General features: G+C 61.7%; 14 protein-coding genes and 1 pseudogene. 11 read left to right on the top strand and 4 right to left on the bottom strand.

The features are described from left to right. Window positions 1-249 precede the first annotated feature (249 nt). Window positions 250-1,293 carry a hypothetical protein gene (locus NW853_RS08940; protein WP_414348836.1) on the bottom strand — a complete coding sequence of 348 codons (1,044 nt, stop codon included), beginning with the start codon at window positions 1,291-1,293 and terminating at the stop codon, window positions 250-252. Between the two features lie 49 nt (window positions 1,294-1,342). Continuing rightward, on the bottom strand, window positions 1,343-1,960 hold the full coding sequence (locus NW853_RS08935; RefSeq protein WP_414332326.1) for a chromophore lyase CpcT/CpeT: 618 nt from the start codon (window positions 1,958-1,960) through the stop codon (window positions 1,343-1,345). Between the two features lie 724 nt (window positions 1,961-2,684). On the opposite strand from NW853_RS08935, the gene NW853_RS08930 reads away from it, so the two are divergent. The 6 genes from NW853_RS08930 (at window position 2,685) to murJ (ending at window position 8,444) form a co-directional block, all read left to right on the top strand. Then, window positions 2,685-3,203, top strand: a complete 519-nt coding sequence (locus NW853_RS08930; RefSeq protein ID WP_011434282.1) for a phycocyanin subunit beta — start codon at window positions 2,685-2,687, stop codon at window positions 3,201-3,203. A gap of 202 nt (window positions 3,204-3,405) precedes the next feature. Next, on the top strand, window positions 3,406-3,888 hold the full coding sequence (locus NW853_RS08925) for a phycocyanin subunit alpha (protein ID WP_011434281.1): 483 nt from the start codon (window positions 3,406-3,408) through the stop codon (window positions 3,886-3,888). 284 nt (window positions 3,889-4,172) lie between these two features. Continuing rightward, the gene (locus NW853_RS08920; protein ID WP_414332329.1) at window positions 4,173-5,030 is read left to right on the top strand and encodes a phycobilisome rod-core linker polypeptide; all 858 of its coding nucleotides are present in this window, start codon (window positions 4,173-4,175) and stop codon (window positions 5,028-5,030) included. Window positions 5,031-5,063: 33 nt separating this feature from the next. Continuing rightward, window positions 5,064-5,891 carry a HEAT repeat domain-containing protein gene (locus NW853_RS08915; RefSeq protein ID WP_414332331.1) on the top strand — a complete coding sequence of 276 codons (828 nt, stop codon included), beginning with the start codon at window positions 5,064-5,066 and terminating at the stop codon, window positions 5,889-5,891. A 393-nt stretch (window positions 5,892-6,284) separates the two neighbouring features. Then, window positions 6,285-6,683 carry a DUF4278 domain-containing protein gene (locus tag NW853_RS08910; RefSeq protein ID WP_414332333.1) on the top strand — a complete coding sequence of 133 codons (399 nt, stop codon included), beginning with the start codon at window positions 6,285-6,287 and terminating at the stop codon, window positions 6,681-6,683. Between the two features lie 126 nt (window positions 6,684-6,809). Continuing rightward, on the top strand, window positions 6,810-8,444 hold the full coding sequence (gene murJ, locus NW853_RS08905) for a murein biosynthesis integral membrane protein MurJ (RefSeq protein ID WP_414348835.1): 1,635 nt from the start codon (window positions 6,810-6,812) through the stop codon (window positions 8,442-8,444). A 10-nt stretch (window positions 8,445-8,454) separates the two neighbouring features. On the opposite strand, the gene sigC is transcribed toward murJ, so the two are convergent. Next, window positions 8,455-9,549 carry an RNA polymerase sigma factor SigC gene (sigC, locus tag NW853_RS08900; protein WP_414332336.1) on the bottom strand — a complete coding sequence of 365 codons (1,095 nt, stop codon included), beginning with the start codon at window positions 9,547-9,549 and terminating at the stop codon, window positions 8,455-8,457. 531 nt (window positions 9,550-10,080) lie between these two features. Here sigC and NW853_RS08895 point away from each other — a divergent pair. After that, window positions 10,081-10,662 (top strand): cofactor assembly of complex C subunit B, encoded by a 582-nt coding sequence (locus tag NW853_RS08895; protein ID WP_414348834.1) that lies wholly within the window; start codon window positions 10,081-10,083, stop codon window positions 10,660-10,662. Between the two features lie 2 nt (window positions 10,663-10,664). On the opposite strand, the gene mutS is transcribed toward NW853_RS08895, so the two are convergent. Further along, the gene (mutS, locus tag NW853_RS08890) at window positions 10,665-13,346 is read right to left on the bottom strand and encodes a DNA mismatch repair protein MutS (protein ID WP_414348833.1); all 2,682 of its coding nucleotides are present in this window, start codon (window positions 13,344-13,346) and stop codon (window positions 10,665-10,667) included. A 373-nt stretch (window positions 13,347-13,719) separates the two neighbouring features. Between mutS and NW853_RS08885 the strand changes: the two genes are divergently transcribed. The 4 genes and pseudogenes from NW853_RS08885 to NW853_RS08870 all read left to right on the top strand — a co-directional run. After that, complete coding sequence (locus NW853_RS08885) at window positions 13,720-14,763, top strand: FecCD family ABC transporter permease (RefSeq protein WP_414348832.1); 1,044 nt, start codon at window positions 13,720-13,722, stop codon at window positions 14,761-14,763. Continuing rightward, entirely contained in the window at window positions 14,760-15,605 is an 846-nt protein-coding gene (locus NW853_RS08880) for an ABC transporter ATP-binding protein (protein ID WP_414348831.1), read from the top strand. The genes NW853_RS08885 and NW853_RS08880 overlap by 4 nt, the downstream gene beginning before the upstream one ends. 35 nt (window positions 15,606-15,640) lie before the next feature. Further along, complete coding sequence (locus NW853_RS08875; RefSeq protein ID WP_414348830.1) at window positions 15,641-18,061, top strand: TonB-dependent hemoglobin/transferrin/lactoferrin family receptor; 2,421 nt, start codon at window positions 15,641-15,643, stop codon at window positions 18,059-18,061. A gap of 40 nt (window positions 18,062-18,101) precedes the next feature. After that, window positions 18,102-18,804: pseudogene (locus NW853_RS08870) on the top strand (energy transducer TonB); the annotation flags it as partial.

Below are 18,804 nucleotides of genomic sequence, written 5' to 3'. Positions count from 1 at the left end.
CAGCCTCAACATCGGCAGCTTGCAACTGCCTCTCTCTTTGCAACTGGAGTCTTCGCTGGCCAGCATCATTCAGGGATCCCTGGTGTTGTTTGTCTTGTTGACCCAGGGGATCAGCCGCCGCTATTTCCTGACCAAAGGGAAGCAGAACCCTTAATTGCCCTTTCAGTACCGCTCGAAATGTGGCCGGTACCGGGGAAAGCTAGCTGGATCTGGCCAGCCGTGTAACAGCCTGCAACAAGCTCCTTTTTTTCAACGCACGCGAAAGCCGACCCGACCCCGTTCAACATCAAAGGCAACATCAGTGTTGAAAAACAGCGGCATGCCCAACAGTTGCACCCCCTGGTTGCCGCTCACAAAAATTCGATCTCGACTGGGCGTAATCGGAAAGCCAACTCGAATACGGTAGTCGAAAGCCCCCTCCAACACTGCTCGCCATTCCGCCCCAGGGGGGAGAGTCGAGGTGGAGAAGGGAGCTGCTCCCAACAGCCTGACGTTGAGGAAAATGTCGGAAGAGCCGCTGTCGAACTGGGTGGGGCTGAGGGCATTTTGGATGGAAGTATTGCTGATGCTGTAGGCCACTTGCAAAGCCTCATCCCGCCAGATGGGGGTGCCATCGGGAAAGCTCCCCACTTGGGGAAACTGCCGGAAATTAAAGCCGGCGGTGTTGTTGTCCGTCAGGCCAACCGTGAAAAGGCCCTGGGTGGAGTTGAAGCCGCCCGTTTGGATCATGTACCCGGAGCGAAAATTGCCCGGCAGACGGGTGAGCGGACTGAACAGCTCCGGATCGGGGCTGCGCCCATCGAGGGACGTGCCCAGGATCCCGGCAAAAGGCCGCCCCACCCCAAACAGGTTGTCTGAGCAATTGGCTACCAGCGCGTCCACACAGGCGATGCGGTCGATCAACTGAATCGTTACCGGCTCTCGACTGGGGATCCCGCCGATGCTGAAGGGGGCACGGGCCAATACGCCGACAAACTGGGTGCCATCGGCAAAGGTGACGGTAGAAGGGATCTCGGTCCGTTCTAGGCCGAAGCGACCTGCCGCCGCCGATACAATGCGCAGACCTGCCGAGCCGGTGTCCAAGAGCAACTCCGCGCCGGCCCCGGCCACCCCCACGTTCAAGCCGAGCAACTTAAAGCGGCTGTTGCCCAGCGTGCGCACCGGCATGGGAATCGACTCAGTTCCCGCTTGCGGCGGGAGAGGGATCAACACCGGGGCGACAGATTCCCCCTGGCCAGCACATCCAACACCGAGCAGCAGCAAAGCCAGCATCACCATCAGAGCCGGCAACATCCCCCCCGACCGTGGCTCATCCTTTGGGCTCGACCTCACTTGCATTGGATCATCCGCACAGCAACAGCTCCGCTTGCCAATCGACCACCTTTTGGAAGCGAAAAGCGCCCGCCAATGCCCCCCAAACCTGCCGGTGGGTGATGGGATCCATGCCTCGGTCATGGCTGCAAAACTCGCTCTCGCTCAGGTGCAAGGTGGTCTGCAAATAAGTAGTCTGGCCGTTGCGCACCACGCAACACCGGCACCCCGGCTCCGTCACGCCCACAAAGCCAGATCCCTCCCGTCGCACCTGCACATCGCACCCAGGCAAATAAGCCAGATCGGCGGCGCTCAGTTGGCGCAGTTGGTCTGCCCTCTCCCGGGCACAGCCTCGCCACCGCTGCGGCTCCAGCGGACGGTAGTTGCGAATCCGGATCCCGGCGCCCACCTGAGTCAATTCCACCACCGCCTGCCGATAGGGATCCTCCAAATGGCCGCTGTAAGCTTGCTCCACATAAAAGCCAATCCCACCCAACACTTGAGCCGGCAAGGGGCGATAGGCCACCCGGATGGAAGCAAAAAAGGGCGGATTCTCCCAAGCTTGCTCTTGGTTGCTGAAGTCTCCTGCCAGCCAACGCGCCATCTGTAGCAGTTCCGGGGAAGCGGTGCGATCAAACCCGACAGGCATAGGCAATCATCCAAAAGTTCTGTAAAGGCGTATACCGAAAATTGCCGGCATCGAGAAAAGCCTTCTCAGATTTTGCCCCAACCCCAGGCCCATCCAAGGATCTCAGGAAATGTTAAATTATGTCTCTTTTCTGAGAGTGTTCGCCCCGACACCGAAAATGGCTCCCTGCCAAGCGGCAAGGCCGCGATCGAGGCTGACACCTTTCTTTATATTGTAAAGCTAAGCAAAGTACCATGTTCTTTTGTAAAAAACTCCCGCTAAAAAGATGGAGAGCGTTGGCCGGGATCGCAGGTGGGAAGCAGCTTGGAAAGCAATCCAACTCTTTTTGCGCGAGGTGAAGGCAATTTACATTTTTTGATGCAACCGCTTCCTGCCTTCGCGGTAGAAAAAGACTGGAAACAAGGGGAGCCGACTTTTCCCCCTCTGCCCAGTTGCGGTTGGCGGCAGCGGCTGAGGGTTCTGATCCAAGTCCAATTCTTTGGATTGCAACCTGGAGTAGCTTTACCCTCGGCAGCAGCTTACCTTTGCTGGAGGATAGGGGCTTTGCTGGCTCATCTTGGTTCTCTTGGCTTTGACCCCGTCGGTGGGTCTGTAGGCCAAGCAGCGCCCTTCGGCACTGAGGACCCAAGCAGTGTCGCCCTTCCGACTGGCGTGTGTCCTCCGGTCGGCGGTAGGGAATGTGGATTCATAACCTCTTTTATTTTCGCTAGGGAGATTGAAAACCATGAACGATGTATTTGGCAAAGTGGTTGCCCAAGCTGACTCCAAAGGTGCTTTCCTGGGGGAGAACGAGTTTGCGGCTCTCCAGCAGGTGATTGCTGAGGGCAACAAGCGTTTGGATGCTGTGAACCGCCTCACCAGCAATGCTTCTAAGATCGTGACCGATGCCATCCGTCAATTGTTTGCCGAGGAGCCCAATTTGAACGCTCCCGGTGGCCCTGCCTACCCCAGCCGTAACGTGGCTGCCTGCATGCGGGATATGGACATCATCCTCCGCTACATCACCTACGCCGTGGCAGCCGGAGATGCCAGCGTGCTGAACGAGCGCTGCTTGAACGGCCTGCGGGAGACCTATCAAGCCTTGGGCACCCCCGGTAGCTCGGTGGCCAACGGCATCCAAAAGATGAAAAAAGCCGCGGTGGCGGTGGTGAACGACCCCAACGGGATCACCCGGGGCGATTGCAGCGCTCTGATTGCCGAAATCGAATCCTACTTCGATCGCGCCGCTGCGGCTGTCGTTTGATCCCTTTTGGGCCAGAGCTTCTGCTGTAGACAGATCCAGTTGTGAAGACCACTCTGGAATCCAAAGCAGCTTAGGTTGACAGGGGATCCCTGGAAAAGTGGCTTTTTTGCAGCGATTTTGCAGTTGAGACATTTTGCAGTTACGACTTTGAATCTTTTGCTTTGTTTTTGCATTGAGCTTAAGTAAAGGAGCGTTTTGAATCATGCAAACCCCAATTGTTGACGCCATTGCTACTGCCGATAGCCAAGGGCGCTACCTGAGCAACAGCGAATTGCAAGCCATCAATGGCCGTTTTCAGCGAGCTGCCGCCAGCATGGAAGCCGCCCGCGTCCTGAGCAGCCGTGCCGACGAGCTGGTGCGCGGTGCCACCGAAGCGGTTTACGCTAAGTTCCCCTACACCACCCAGCCGGGCGGGCAGTGCCACACCCAGGCCGGCAAAGACAAGTGCGCCCGCGATGTGCGCCACTACCTGCGCTACATCACCTACTGCTTGGTAGCCGGTGGCACCGGCCCTCTGGACGAGTATCAGTTGGCCGGGATCCGCGAGATCAACGCCGCTTTTGAACTCTCCCCCAGTTGGTTTATCGAAGCCCTGCGCTACATCAAAGCCAACCACGGCCTGACCGGGCAAGCGGCCACCGAAGCCAACACCTACATCGACTACGCCATCAACGCGCTCAGCTAGGCCCTTGGCTTGGGATCCCCCTTGACGCTGGCCAGAAGATAGCTGGCCGGTCGTGCAGGCGCCGGGGGACGAGGTTGTTGAGGGCAACGGTGGTCAGCCTGTTACGGAGTGGAGAGTTCCTTTTAACCGGGTGGGTTTAAGGGGCAGTCTCTCCAGCGAACGAGAGGGCACCGCTGTTGCTCTCATTCAGCTTAGGGCTTTGGCTTTTGTTGATCTCCAAACACAAGCTTTTTGTCAAGTCAATTTGCAATCTGTATTCATCCAGCTCAATCGGGGGAACTAGCATGAGTGCAATCACAGCGGCAAGCCAGATGGGCATCCGGGGTATTACGGAGACCACCCCATTGGAGTTGCGTCCCAATGCCAGCCAGGAGCAGCTCAATGCGGTGCTGCGCGCCATCTATCGTCAGGTGCTGGGCAACGATCATTTGTTTGGGGCGGACAGGAAGGAGCTGGCCAGTGCGGAATCCTTGCTGCGCCAGGGCAGCCTGACGGTGCGCGAGTTTGTGCGACTGATCGCCAAGTCCGAAGCCTATAAGAAGCGGTTTTTCTACCCCAACTCGCAAACCCGTGCCATCGAACTGAATTTCAAGCATCTGCTGGGTCGCGCTCCCACCAGTCCTAAAGATATCGCCCGCCACCTGGACATCTACCAATCGGGCGGCCACAGCGCCGAGATCGACTCCTACATCGACAGCCCGGAATACCTGGAAGCTTTTGGCGACAACATCGTCCCCTATCCGCGCGGGTTTGAATACCGCAAGGCCCATACCACCCGCGACTTCACCAACCTTTTTGCCCTCTACGGAGGCTACGCCAACAACGACCGCTCCCAGGGGCCCAGACCCCGCTTGATGATGCCTCTGGCTACCGGCTTTACCCCGGCCATTCGCCGCATCGGGGTGCGGGGCCTGCTGCCGCCCAGCCCCATTTCCAAGCACCTGGGGCCGCCAACGGGCCAGTCGGATCGCATGTTCTGTGTGGAAGTGACCCGACTGTTGAATCCGCCTTCAGCTCTGGCCACCTCCAGCCGGGTGCGCAAATCCAACCAGCAGATCTTCGTCTCCGCCGATCAACTGTCGGCGACGATGCAGCGGCTGCTCAAATCGGGCGCCAAGATCGTCAGCGTCCGCAGCGCTTGATCCCTTCTGCGTGTTTTCTTCGTTGTTGACTTCATGACCACTGCTGTTCCTTCGGATCCCAATCCGTCGGTGGATCTCACGCCGGCTGGTCAGGTCGCCAAGCTGCGCCACGGGGATCCGGGGGAACGCTACTATGCTGCTTGGTGGCTGGGGCGCATGCGCATCCCCGAAGGGATCCCGGCCCTGATCGAAGCTCTGGCGGATGAAACGGATCGCACAGCTCAAGGGGGATATCCGCTGCGGCGCAATGCTGCTCGCGCCCTGGGCAAACTGGGATCCCTTGCCGGGATCCCAGCACTAAAAGGGGCTTTGTTTTGCTCCGATGGCCAAGTGGTGGCAGCCGCCGCCCAAGCGCTGGTGGAGATCGCTCTGGCCAACAACCTCGATGGGGATCCTGAGGAAGTGGAAAAGCTGGGATCCGCTTTGCTGGAAGGGCTGCGCTTTGTGGAGCAAGGGCTGGAGACGGAAGCGCAAGCCGCCCTAGAGGCGATTATCGAGGCTCTTGGTCACCTGCAAGTGGCCGCTGCCCTGGAGCCAATCCGCCTTTACCTAGAGCACACGTCCATTCGTTTGCAATGCGCGGCAGCGCGGGCCTGCTATCGTCTGACTGGGGATCCGGCTTTTGCCCAGCGTCTGCTCTCGGTATTGGAGCACACCAACATCCACCTGCGGCGGGCTGCTCTCCTGGATTTGGGGGCCAGCGGCTATTTGCCGGCGGCACAGGCCATTGCAGCGGCGGCGGTGGAGTCCAACATCAAGCTGCTCGCCCTCAAGCAGTTGGTGGAGATGAACCTAAAACACCAAGAATCCCCCAGCGCCAAGCTGCAGCAGGTGCTGCGGCTGATCGACGAGCTGCTTTGAGCTGCAGGCTCTTGCAGGCTTTCTGTAGAGGTGTTCCCCAAGCGCTCCTCGCTGCTATGGCGAGTGCTCACAAAGCAACTAGAGCAGACGTTCGGTTGCTGCTGGTGCCGCCTGCCTATTCTTCGCAGACCTGCCGGTAGGTCAGGAAACCCCACCCGCCCATGCGGTGGGGTAGTCCATGTGCTCAGTAACCGCAAGTTGACACCAAAGGGATGATTTTGTCAAAGTGAATACAGAATAAAGTTAAGGCTTACCCTTTCAGCTTGTTTTTGTCTTTTCGGTCGCTTGGGTTGCGTGAAGGAGAGATCCCCTTTGGGCAGCCTTGAGGTGGCGGCTTTTTTAAGCTCTCTAGAGAAAGTAAAGATCGATCAACTGAACCAAGGGAGTTTTCCTATGCAACTGACCTATCGGGGTATTGCCCATGAGTTTGTTTCACCCTCTGCGGCGATTCAGAATCGGCAGGGCGTGCCGGCTCGGCATCGAGGTTTGGAGTGGAGCTGGCCAGCTCAATCCGTAGCCGTGGCGCTGCCTCAGTCTTTTGCCTTCATGTATCGAGGTGTGGCCCTCCAGTCTGAAACAAGGGTGACGGCGGCGAGCCCTGAGGTGAAAGGGATCCCGGCAGCAGTTGTCTCCCCTCAAGCCTCTTCTCGGAAACACTTTATGAGCTTGGTTGAGGAAACCCATCGGCGGAACCTGCTGCACCGGCTGCAGGAGCGCATCCGTTCTGCCCAAACCCGTGGGGATGAGCATTTGTTGCAGCAACTGGAGCAGGAACGGCAACTGTTGGCTTGAGGGCTGCCCTCTCTTATAAAAGGAGCCTGACGGAACCTGCAAATGCCGCATAATGGGGGACGGTTCCCAGGGATGTGGTGAGGGATCCCGGCAGCCGTTGGTTGTTGAGGCAGGGGTTAGGGCAGCGTGATAGAGGAGTCCGCCACGCAGGAGTCTTCCGCCCTGCCGTCCCGTTCTTTGCTCTCGGTGGCAGGGCTGGTGGCAGGGGCCACGCTGCTCAGCAAGGGCATGGGGTTTGTCCGGCAGGCTCTGATCGCGGCAGTCTACGGGTCAGGGCCGGAGTACAGCGCCTTTAGCATAGCCTACGTCCTGCCCGGCTTTTTGTTGATCTTGCTGGGTGGGATCAACGGCCCTTTCCACAGCGCCATCGTCAGCATTCTCAAAAAACAGCGGGATCCTGGCAGAGAGGATCCGACCGTCTGGCTGGAAGCGATTTCCACCCTAGTGGGCTGTTTGCTCTTGGCGGTGACCTTGGGCCTCTGGTGGGGAGCCGACTGGGTGGTGCGCCTGAATGCGCCAGGGGCCAGCCCCGAAGTCCACGCTTTGGCCGCTGCGCAACTGCGGATCATGGCCCCCCTGGCCTTGCTCTCGGGCTGGATTGGGATCGGCTTTGGGGCGCTGAATGCGGCCGAGCACTACCTCTTGCCCGCCCTCAGCCCCCTCATCTCCAGCCTAGCTGTCATCGGGATCCTGGTCACGTTGGGGTGGACAGGGATCCCGACGTTGCTAGCCTGGGGTGTGCTCATCGGCGCCATTGCCCAGTGGCTGGCGCAGGTGCCTCTGCAGATGCGGCTGGGGCTGGGGCGGCTGCGGCTGTGCTTTGAGTGGGGATCCCCGCAGGTGCGGGCGGTGGGCCTGCTGATGCTGCCGGCGGTGATCTCCTCCGGCATGATCCACATCAATGTCTACGTGGATCTCTTTTTTGCTTCTTTCGTGCCCGGGGATCGCACCATCGGCAACTTGGGCTATGCCCAGCTTTTGGTGCAAACCCCCCTGGGGATTCTCTCCAACATGGTGCTGGTGCCCCTGATGCCCCTCTACGCCCAGTTGGCGGGGGATGGATCCCGTTGGCCGGAGCTGCGCCAGCGCATCCGCCAAGGGCTGATGGTTACGGCCATCCTCACCCTGCCCCTTGCGATGGTGTTGGTGGCCCTGGCCGAACCTATCGTTCAAGTGGCCTACCAGCGCGGTCGCTTTGCGCCGGAGGTGACGCAGGAGGTGGCGGCCCTGCTGATGGCTTATGGGCTGGGGATGACCTGTTACCTGCTGCGGGATGTGTTGGTGCGCATCTTCTACGCCCTGGAGGACGGGGCTACACCTCTGCACATCAGCAGCCTGGCCATCGGCCTGAATGCCCTGCTGGACTTCCTGTTTTTGCCAACCTTTGGAGCACCGGGCATTGCCCTGGCTACGGCAGGCGTTAACCTGATGGCTCTGATTGGCCTGGGGATCCGCCTCCACCGGCGTCTGCCGGGGATCCCTTGGCGGGAGATGGGGCAGGCCCTGCTGCCCTTGCTGGGGATCACCACCTTGTCCGGGGCCCTCAGCCATTGGCTGTGGACGCAACTGCGCTCCCAGCAGATCCTGGGATCCCCTTTGATCACCGCCGCCCTCTGGGCCGGTCTGGCCGCCGGCATCGGTCTCAGCTTGTTTGCGGCGGGGGCCCTGTATTTGCGGATCCCGGAAGTGAACTGGCTGGCAGCCCGGATCCAGACGCGCTTGAGCAAGATTGCCAGCCGGCGATCTCCATCCAGACCCTAGGCAGGCCCGACTAGCTGATGGCTTCGAGGTAGTCTCGCACCCGGTTGCGCCGCTTCGGCTGCCGCAGTTTTTGCAGGGCTTTGGCCTCGATTTGCCGTACCCGCTCCCGCGACAGATCCAAGGCGCGACCAATTTCCGCCAGCGAGTAGGTGCGCCCATCTCCCAAGCCAAAGCGCATGCGGATCACATCCCGCTCGCGGCTGGTGAGATCCGCCAGCAACTGCTGCAGATCGCGATGCAGGGCCTCCCGCATCATCGTCTCTTCGGGGGAGATGTCGTCGGTTTCCAGCAGATCCCCCAGTTCGGTGTCTTTGTCTTTGCCCACCTTAGTTTCCAGAGAGACCGAGCGCGGCACCCGTACCAACAGCTCTCGTACTTGAGGCGGGGTCATCTCCAATTCGGAGGCGATATCTTCAATGGTGGGAGTGCGACCTTTTTCTTGGGAGAGCTTGCGCTGCGCCTTCTTGATCTTGTTCAGTTTCTCGGTGATGTGGACGGGCAGGCGGATGGTGCGGCTCTGGGTGGCGATGGCGCGGGTGATGCCCTGCCGGATCCACCAGTAGGCGTAGGTGCTGAAGCGATAACCCTTCTTGGGGTCGAACTTCTCCACCGCCCGCTCCAGGCCCAGCGTGCCCTCTTGGATCAAGTCCAGCAGTTCCAGGCCTCGATTTTGGTACTTCTTGGCCACCGACACCACCAGGCGCAGGTTGGCCTTGATCATGTGCTCTTTGGCACGATTGCCAGTCCGCTGGATCTGCTGCAGCTTTTCGGGGGTGAGGTTGGCCCACTCGGGGTATTGGTTGGCTTTGGCCACCCATTCGGCGGGAGTGGGATCCCGTCCCAGCTCCTTCTGCAGGCGCAGGCGTATGTCCAAGAGCTTCATGTAGTCTTGGACTTTTTGGGCCAGGGCCACCTCTTCATCGCGCCCCAAGAGGGGAACACGCCCGATCTCCTGCAGATAGAGGCGTACCAAGTCGGTGGAGCGACGAGTCGGCTCCTCTTCCAAAAACTCGCTTTCGGCCAGATCGACCTCTACCTCCTCCGGAGGATCGAGGAGATCGCCATCCAACAAAACATCGTTGAGTTCAGGTTCGTAGTTAGACATGTAGGGTGTTGCTGAAACAGCGATAGAGGCAGGCCGTCAAGTGGGCTGAGCAAGCAGTGGTGATGGCTGTAGAGCCGGTTGGGCTTAAGTATTCCCCAGTACCGAGGGCTTCGCGCTATCATCATCCAAACGGATGAAACACTGCCCTCAGCCCGACTTCATGCCCATACTTCACAGAGAAAAGCTGAAGTGGTGGAGGGGCCACCCAATGGGCGGAGCGTGAGCCCCTTATCATAACTTAATTATAGTTGCATTTCTCGGCTTAAACGCATGAGATCCAGCGTAGAGCTCCCCCAGCTCAATTGCCACCGCTACTGCCGAAAAGCGCACTGCCCTCGGGACAGTCTCTGCCGGCGAAGCCGGCAACCCATCCATCCTCAAGGTCTAGAGGGTCTAAACTTGAGAAGCAATGTTTTAAGTCATCTGTTAAGTGATCGGATGAGCCGTTCCCGTTCACATATTCTATTCGGCTTGCTGGCGGAGAAGCTCCCCGAAAAGTTAGATTTACCGAACCCACTGACTCCTGGCAGGATGGGCGCTGCTCAGATGCTGGGGATCGCCTTTGCGCCGCCAGACGCCACGCTGACGGGGGAAAGAGTTTCAACCTTGGCGCTGACGCTGCTGCTGGCCATCGGCTTATTCTTTTTTCTGCGAGCCTCTGGCAAAGACCGCGTCGAAGCTCGTCTCTATTTTAGCAGTCGCAGCCTGGAGGAAATGGGATCCCTTCTCCGAAAGCACCTGGAAGAGCGGGCCTATTGCTTGCAGTCTGCCGATGCGGAGGGGATCGCCACCTTTGCGGGGCAGGCGCGGGCCAGCACCGGGTTGGCCGTTTTTTTGACGGGGCTGGCGGGGGCGGGGCTGGCCTGTCTGGCTTTGGTGCTGCAGGTGCTGGAGCCGGGCTGGGGAGCCTGGCCCTGGACACTGCTGTTGGTCTCTCCTTGGGCGGGCTGGTACTACTGGCGGCGCAGCCACCGCCCGGAGCAGATCCGCCTGAGGTTGCAAGCGGCGGACTCGCCCCCCGGATCCCTGCTGTGGGTGGAGGGGCACCGGGATGAGCTGGAGGTGCTGGCCATTACCTTGGGGCTGCAAGAACGGGATCTGGAGCGGGGATAGACCTAGAGCTCCTTGGGAAAGGGGGGAGCCGGGAGCAAGGACAGTTGATCCCCTTGGGCGGGAGCGACGATCCCATCGGTCTCAGAGTCTTGTTCAGCCTGTTTTTTCTTGGCGGAGAGGCGGCTTTTCCCTTGGTTGCGCAGGCCCAGGCCGATGCGGCTGTGTTGTTCCACCAGGGCCAGCACCTGTTGGGCCCGCTCGATCACCGGCTGGGGCAGGCCGGCCATGCGCCCCACCTCGATGCCGTAGGAGCGGTCGGCTCCCCCCGGCTGCACCTGGTGCAAAAAGATGATGCGATCCCGGAGCTCTTTGACCACCACCTGGAAGTTGGCCACGTTGGGCAGCAGCGTCTCCAGTTGGTTGAGCTCGTGGTAGTGGGTGGCAAAGATCGTGCGGGCGCGCACCTGGGTGGCCAGGTACTCCGCTACCGCCCAGGCAATAGAGAGGCCGTCAAAGGTGGCGGTGCCGCGGCCAATCTCGTCCAAGAGCACCAGGGAGCGCTCGCCGGCGTGGTTGAGGATGTTGGCCGTCTCGTTCATCTCCACCATGAAGGTGGACTGTCCCGTGGCCAGGTCATCCACGGCGCCGATGCGGGTAAACACGCGGTCGCACAGGCCCAGCTCCGCCCGCCGCGCCGGGACAAAGCTGCCCATCTGGGCCAGGATCTGGATCAGCCCAATCTGGCGCAAGTAGGTGGACTTGCCGGACATGTTGGGGCCGGTGAGGACGATGAGATCCGGGCCGTGGGGGGATCCCAGGCGCACCGAGTTGGGGACAAACAGGCCCTGGGGCAAAGATTTCTCCACCACCGGGTGGCGACCCTCTTCGATGATTAAACGGCGATCTGCAGTGATCACCGGGCGGGTGTAGCCCTGCTGCACGGCCACCTCGGCTAGGCCAAACAGAGCATCGACGGCGGCCAGGGTCTGGGCCACCTGGCGGATGGCGGCAGCTTGGGATCCCGCCTCTTGGCGCAACTGCACAAACAGCTCGTACTCCCGCTGGTTGATGTCGGTTTGGGCGGTGAGGATGCGGGCTTCTTTTTCTTTGAGCTCGGGGGTGATGAAGCGCTCTTCGTTGGTGAGCGTCTGCTTGCGGATGTACTCCTTGGGCACCTGCTGCGCCTTGGCGCGGCTGATGCTGAGGTAGTAGCCAAAGGCCTTGTTGAAGCCCACTTTGAGGGTGGGGATGCCGGTGCGCTCGCGCTCGGTTTTCTCCAACTGGGCAATCCATTGGCGGTCTTGCTCCACCTGCTGCCGCAGCCTGTCCAGCTCCGGATCTACGCCAGGCCGGATCAGCCCCCCTTCGGTGAGAATGGGCGGGGGCGAGGGCAAGAGGGTGTGCTCGATGCGCCGGCCCAGGTCAACCAGAGCGGGATCCACCTGCTGTAGGCTCTGCAGGAGGGGAGTTTGGGCTTCGGCCACCAGCTCGGCCAGTTGGGGCAGTTTGCCCAGGGAGGATCCCAGGGCCACCAGCTCGCGCGGGTTGGCAGTGCCGGAGGCGACGCGGTTGGCCAAGCGCTCCAGGTCGTAGAGAGAGTCCAGCAGGGATCCCAGGCGGGTGCGCAGGGAGGGGTTTTCCAAGAGCTCCTGGATGGTGTCCTGGCGAAGGCGGATTTGCTCTCGATCCCGCAAAGGCTGCAGCAGCCAGCGGCGCAGGGTGCGCCCGCCCATGGCGGTGCGGCTGTGATCCAAGACCCAGAGCAGGGATCCGACAAAGGCCCCCTCGCGGATGGTCTGGGTCAGCTCCAGGTTGCGGCGGGTTTGGGCGTCCAATATTAGGTAGTCGGTGAGCTGGTAGGTGCGGGGCGGGCGCAGGAGCGGATGGCCCCCTTGGGGAGAGGGCTGCACCAGATTCTTTTGCGTCTCTTCCAGATAGTGGAGCAATCCCCCTGCCGCCCGAATGGCCAGCGGCAGCCCCTCGCAGCCCAAGCCCTCCAGGGAGCGCAGGCTATAGGTCTGCAGTAGGTTGTCCCGCGCCACCGCTAGCTCAAAGGGCTCCGCCGGGCGCAGGGTATAGGCGTACTGGCCGGGTAGGCCCAGGGGGGCTTGGGGATCCCCAGGCCGCATCAGGCCCAGGCCCAGCCCCTCTTCGGTGGGCAGCAGGATCTCCGCCGGCTGCAGCCGGGCCAGCTCCTGTTCTAGCTGCTCTTGCCCCTCACTCTGGCAGACCCAGAACTCGCCGGTGGAAATGTCGGCATAGGCCAGGCCCCAGGCGGTTTGCTTGGAGCCTCGCAGGCGGACAATGGCCGCCAGGTAGTTGTTTTGCCGCGCCTGCAGCAGCTCCTCCTCGATGACCGTGCCGGGGGTGATCACCCGCGTCACTTCCCGCCGCACCAAGCCTTTGGCTTGATCCGCCGGCTCCATCTGGTCGCAGACGGCCAGGGCATACCCTTTGGCCACCAACTGGGCGGCATAGCGGTCAAAGGCGTGGTAAGGGATCCCGCACATGGGCACCCGCCCGATGGCCCCCGCCTCTCGGCCGGTGAGCACCAGCTCCAGCTCCCGCGACACCAGTTGCGCGTCCTGGAAAAACATCTCGTAGAAATCCCCCAGGCGGTAGAGCAGGATGGCGTGGGGGTATTGCCGCTTCAGCTCTACGTAGTGCTGCATCATGGGGGTGAGCAGGGCGGGATCCACCTGCAGGGCATCCCAGGTGGGCTCAGGGGCAGCGGAAGAAGTCATAGCGCCAATACTTCAAGACGGCTCTGTCCAACCCAAGCTAGCCGGCTTCGGCCATTTTATTGGGGATCTTCCCCCCTCTCCTTGGGCAGCTCAGTGAAGGCAGACTTTGGTTTCGGGGAACAAGCCGGCCTAGGCGGCTGGGAGTGCCGATCCATCTCCCCTTGGCTCAAAGGGGGTCGAAGACTTATTAAAACTAACTTGCAATAGCCAAGAAAGCCTGTTATTCTGACAGCTACGTTTTTATTGAATCTAAGTCTCAACAAGCTAAGAAGCTCGGCAGGTTAGGGCTGCGCCGGGGTGGGTCTGGGTGCGCTGGCGAGCCGGCTGGGGCTGTCTTGGGGATCTCCCCCTCTTAAAAGTCCAGAGGTTTGCGATGTTGGCCAAGCAAGAGCGTCTGTCATCAGGAGTTGACCCGGAGACCCGCTGGGGGCAGGCCAGGCGGATCCGCTCGCCGGTCGGCTTGATGGTTTTGCTACTGGGTGTCATCCTCTTGCTGCTTTGGATCTCAATTGCCTTGGGATCCGTTCCCATAACTTTTTCGGAGCTGTGGCAGGCCCTGTGGGGGCAAGGGGATCCGATCCGGCAGACCATTGTCTGGCAGTTGCGGCTGCCGCGGGCGCTTTTGGCCCAGTTGCTAGGGGCAGCCTTGGGGATGGCGGGGGCCCTGTTGCAGGGGATGTTGGGCAATGGGCTGGCGGATCCCTACCTGCTGGGCATCTCGGCGGGGGCGGGCCTGGCGGCCGTAGCGCTGCTCACCTGGGGGGAGTGGACGGCTTGGGTGCCCTTGGCAGCTTGGGTGGGCGGCGTGCTGACCACGGTGTTGGTGTATGGGCTGGCGCGCACCCGCTCCGGGCTGGCGGTGGAACGGCTGATCCTGGCGGGAGTGGCTGTCAGCGCCCTCTTTGGGGCGATCAGCTCTGCTTTGTTGCTCCTGGCCGATGAGCGGGTCCAGGTGGCCCTGACGTGGTTGATCGGCAGCCTGAGCGGGCGGGGCTGGCCGGAGGTGCGGGTGTCCGGGGTGTATATCCTGGTCGGGCTGGGGCTGGGCTGGGCGCAGGCGCGGGCTTTGAACCTGCTGGGCCTAGGAGAAGAGATGGCGGTGAGCTTGGGGATCCCGTTGGTGCGGACGCGGGTGACCATCGGCTTGGTGGCGGCTTTGTTGGCGGCGGCAGTCGTCAGCGTGGGGGGGTTGATCGGCTTTGTGGGGTTGGTGGTGCCCCACATGGTGCGCCAGGGGGTGGGATCGGATCACCGCTGGCTGTTGCCCCTTTCTGCCTTGGCGGGGGCGGCTCTGTTAAGCGGCGCCGATCTCCTCGCCCGGCTGGGGGCTGTAGAGCTGCCGGTGGGGATCGTCACGGCGTTGATGGGGGCGCCGTTTTTCGGCTGGCTGCTGCGGCAGCGGGAGGCGGGGCAATGAGGGCGGGCCGGCCGATTTTGCAGGCCGAGGCGCTGAGCGGGGGCTATGGCTCGCATCAGGTGATCCGGCAGGTGAGCTTCAGCCTGCAGGCGGGGGACTGGCTGAGCATTGTCGGCCCCAATGGCTCAGGCAAATCGACCCTGCTGCGGCTACTCAGCCGAGTGTTGGTTCCGCAGGCGGGGCGCGTACTTTTGGACGGTCGGGATCTGCACACCCAGCTCAGCCCGCAACAGGTGGCGCGGCAGTTGGCCCTTTTGCCCCAGCAGCCGCGGATCCCGACAGGGCTGACGGTGCGGCAATTGGTGAGCTTGGGGCGTTCTCCTCACCAGCCCTGGTGGGCGTGGCAGTTGCCGCGGGCAGATCAGCAGCGGGTGGAATGGGCGCTGGAGCAGACGGGACTGGGATCCCTGGCCCTGCGGCGGGTGGAAACGCTCTCCGGCGGCGAGCGGCAACGGGCCTTTCTGGCGCTAGCCCTGGTGCAGGAGCCGCAGGTGCTGCTGTTGGACGAGCCCACCACGTTTTTGGATCTGCGCCACCAACTGGAGCTGCTGGAGCTGTTGCGACGGCTGCAGCAGGAGCAGGGGCTGACGGTGGTTAGCGTGCTGCACGATCTAAACCTGGCCATTCGCTACAGCCGGCGGGTGGCTCTGCTGGGATCCGGACAGTTGCAGGCCCTGGGATCCCCGCAGGCGGCCTTGACTGCTGAGAGGGTGCGGCAGGTGTTTGGCCTAGAGGTGGAGTGGATCCCAACGCCGGTGGGGCTCCAGCTTTGCCCCTTGCGCAGCGCAGACCCGGCAAGGCCCCTCTGGCTGGGAGGAAAGGGTGTTGAGGCGAAGGTTTGACTTGTTTCTGGTGGTTTTTGGGAGAGTGAGAAGTTATGCGAGTAACCGGCTGTGGCTGGAAGGCAGTGAGTTTGGGGCTGTGTCTGGGGCTGAGTTGGGGATCCCTGGCCCAGGCGCAACCCGCGGCTCGGATTCCTGAGACTCCTTTGCTGGCCCAGGCCACCCCTCGGGGGGCCACCACCATCCAAGAGCAGATTCGCGAGCTAGAAGCCCAGATCGAAGCTGCCCGTCGGCGGGGGGATCAGGCGGAAGTGGAGCGGCTGCAAGCGGATCTGCAGGTGTTGCAGCAGGGCACCCCTGTCTTCAACCTGCAGCAGGTTACAGTCACCGGCACCCGCACTGAGCGCACCCTGGCCGACTCGCCGGCCAGCATCACCGTCATCGACCGGGAGCGCCTGCGGCGGGAGCTCATCCAGAACATCCAGGATCTGGTGCGCTACGAGCCGGGGGTGAGCGTGCGGCGAAATGTCCGCTATGGACTGCAAGACTTCAACATCCGCGGCCTTGACGCCAACCGGGTGCTGATCCAAGTGGACGGGATCCGGCAGCCGGAGCAGTTTTCCTTTGGCCCCTTCAACATCGGGCGGGACACCTTTGAGCTGGAGACCCTGAAGACGGTGGAGATCATCCGCGGCCCTGCTTCCACCCTCTACGGCAGCGATGCCCTGGGGGGCGTGGTAACCTACACTACTCTAGATCCAGTGGATCTGCTGGGGGAACGGGACAGCCATGTGGGCCTCTCCAGCCAGTACGACAGCAAAAACCAAGGCTTTGTCAACACCCTCAGCTTGGCGGGCCGCCAGGGGAACCTGGAAGCCCTGCTCATCTACACCCGCCGCGACGCCAGGGAGCCGGATATCAAGGCGGATCCCAGTTTCAAAGATCGGCAAACGGTGGAGGGGGACAACGTTTTGGCCAAGCTGGTTTACCGCTTCAGCCCCTTGGAAAGCCTCACCTTGACCGGCGAGTACTTCAACAGCCGCACCACCACCACGTTCTCGCGGCGCAACCTGGATCCCGCCGTCAGCTTATTTAGGGAAACCATCGACACCGAGCGCAGCCGCCTCAGTTTGGAGTATCGCTACGCCAACCCAGAGAATCCCGCTTTTGAGCTGGCCACTGTCCAGATCTACTACCAGCCCGCCCGCACCCGCGAGCCCAGTGTAGAGGAGCGCACCCTCACGGTGCAAGGCCGACCCGTACCGGTGCGGCGGGATACCTTCAACGAGCTGGTCAGCAACATTTTGGGAGCCAGCCTGCAGGCCCAAAGCCGCTTCCAAACCGGGGATCTCTCCCACCGCCTGGTGTATGGGATGGAGATCTCCACCACCCGCAACGAGCGACCTCGCAACCGTTTTCAGACCAATCTGCAAACTGGAGCAGTAACCCAAAACATTCCCCCAGATACCTTTCCCACCAAAGATTTTCCCGACTCGGACACCGTGCGCTTTGGGCTGTATGTGCAGGATGAGATCGACTTTGGCGGCGGCAACTTGACTCTGATCCCCGGCATCCGCTACGACACCTACAACCTCACCCCCAGCCCCGATGAAGCTTTCTTGAAAAGCGGGTCAGAAGCGGCCAGCCTCTTTGCCGATGCCGTCTCCCCCAAGCTGGGCCTAGTGTGGAGGATTAACCCCAACCTCACCTTTACGGCCCAGTACAACACCGGCTTTCGCGCTCCCCAATACAACGAGATCAACAGCGGCTTTACCAACCTGGTCAGCCCGGTTTTCCGCTATCGCACCCTCTCCAACCCCAACTTGCGCCCGGAAACCAGCCAGGGCTTTGAAGTGGGTTTGCGAGGGATCTACCCGCAGGCCAGCTTCAGCTTGGCGGCCTACTACAACACCTACAACGACTTTATCGAGGCATTCCGGGAGGTGGGATCCGAGCCCTCACCCCCCGGCCCCCCCGGCAGCCCGCCGCCCCCGCCGGTCATCCTGTTCCAGAGCCAAAACATCAGCCGCGCCCGTATCTACGGCGTAGAGGCGACAGGACAATATTTCTTTAGCCCCGACCTAACCGGTTGGAGCCTAAACGGCAGCTTTGCCTGGGCGGTGGGGGACAATCTTACAGAAAACAAGCCCCTGCTTTCAATCGAGCCGCTGACGGCGGTGCTGGGGCTGCACTACGACGATCCCAGCCAGGTGTGGGGGGCGAGGTTGGTGGCCACGCTGGTGGCGGATCCGCGGGATCCGCAGCGGGAGGTGGTGCGACCCAACCCCAACGCTCCCCCGCAGATTCCCTTTGTGCCCAGCGGCTATACGGTGGTGGATCTGCTGGGCTACTACAACCTAGACGACAACTGGCAGCTCAATTTCGGGGTGTTCAACCTCTTCGACGAGCGGTATTTTCTCTACTCCGAAACCCGCACCCTCTTTGTTGGCCCTGAAGTGGAGCGGCGGGCCCAGCCGGGGCGCCATGTGGCCCTCAGCTTCTCCAGCCGCTTCTAGGACTCCCCGCCAGACGTGCCCATCGAGATAGCCCCGAGCCATGCTCGCCAAACCCCCCACTCGCACCGACCGGGGATCCGCTTCTTTGCAGAGGGGCTCCCACCCTCGGCTTTTGTGGCGCCTGCAGATGGGGTATTGGCAGCAGGCAGGCATGGCCTACGGGGTGGGTCTGGCCTGGCTGGAGCTGGGCCTGTGGGGGGTGGCGCGGGGCCAGAGCTCTGAGGGGCTGCGCTGGATTGGCTGGGGCGAGAAGCTGCTCAGGGCGGCCCTGCTGGCGGGCTATTGCTCCCTTGCTCTCTCGGTTGCCTGCACCTCGCTGGAGGATCTCCCTGAATTGCCTGGGCAAAGTCGGGAGCTCCGCCCGCTGCGCTGGGAGACTTTGCTCTCGCTGCTTTTGCATCTGTTGGGGCTGCTGGGGTGGGGATCCCGACCTCTGAGAGAACCCGAAGTGCGGATCCCGGTCACGCTGTGGCTGGAGGATCCCCCGCCGGCCCCGCTTGAGGCGGCTGCAGAATCAGCTCTGCCTGACCCAGCGGAGGAGCCGACCCAGCCGGCCTCGGAATCCCCCCCTGCGGCTGCCCCACTCCCGCCCGATCCTGCACCCCAGCAGATTCAAGCTTCTTCACTGACAACCTTGCCAACGCCGCCCCCCACGCCTGTTCCCACGACGAAGCTGGGGCCGACCCCGAAACCCACGCCGATGGCCGCCCCACACCCAGTCTCGTATACACAACTGAACCTGC

It is taken from the genome of Synechococcus sp. H55.11, from assembly GCF_047462475.1.
Lineage (GTDB): Bacteria > Cyanobacteriota > Cyanobacteriia > Thermostichales > Thermostichaceae > Thermostichus.
Note: the sequence above shows the minus strand (reverse complement) of the source record. Positions and strands in the feature narration are given on the sequence as shown.

Coding starts and splice junctions, on each gene's coding strand:
- NW853_RS08895 (WP_414348834.1), top strand. CDS start 10,081: ATGGGCGCTGCTCAGATGCTGGGGATCGCCTTTGCGCCGCCAGACGCC.
- NW853_RS08875 (WP_414348830.1), top strand. CDS start 15,641: ATGCGAGTAACCGGCTGTGGCTGGAAGGCAGTGAGTTTGGGGCTGTGT.
- NW853_RS08910 (WP_414332333.1), top strand. CDS start 6,285: ATGCAACTGACCTATCGGGGTATTGCCCATGAGTTTGTTTCACCCTCT.
- NW853_RS08925 (WP_011434281.1), top strand. CDS start 3,406: ATGCAAACCCCAATTGTTGACGCCATTGCTACTGCCGATAGCCAAGGG.
- NW853_RS08915 (WP_414332331.1), top strand. CDS start 5,064: ATGACCACTGCTGTTCCTTCGGATCCCAATCCGTCGGTGGATCTCACG.
- NW853_RS08880 (WP_414348831.1), top strand. CDS start 14,760: ATGAGGGCGGGCCGGCCGATTTTGCAGGCCGAGGCGCTGAGCGGGGGC.
- sigC (WP_414332336.1), bottom strand. CDS start 9,549: ATGTCTAACTACGAACCTGAACTCAACGATGTTTTGTTGGATGGCGAT.
- mutS (WP_414348833.1), bottom strand. CDS start 13,346: ATGACTTCTTCCGCTGCCCCTGAGCCCACCTGGGATGCCCTGCAGGTG.
- NW853_RS08920 (WP_414332329.1), top strand. CDS start 4,173: ATGAGTGCAATCACAGCGGCAAGCCAGATGGGCATCCGGGGTATTACG.
- NW853_RS08940 (WP_414348836.1), bottom strand. CDS start 1,293: ATGTTGCCGGCTCTGATGGTGATGCTGGCTTTGCTGCTGCTCGGTGTT.
- NW853_RS08930 (WP_011434282.1), top strand. CDS start 2,685: ATGAACGATGTATTTGGCAAAGTGGTTGCCCAAGCTGACTCCAAAGGT.
- NW853_RS08935 (WP_414332326.1), bottom strand. CDS start 1,960: ATGCCTGTCGGGTTTGATCGCACCGCTTCCCCGGAACTGCTACAGATG.
- NW853_RS08885 (WP_414348832.1), top strand. CDS start 13,720: ATGTTGGCCAAGCAAGAGCGTCTGTCATCAGGAGTTGACCCGGAGACC.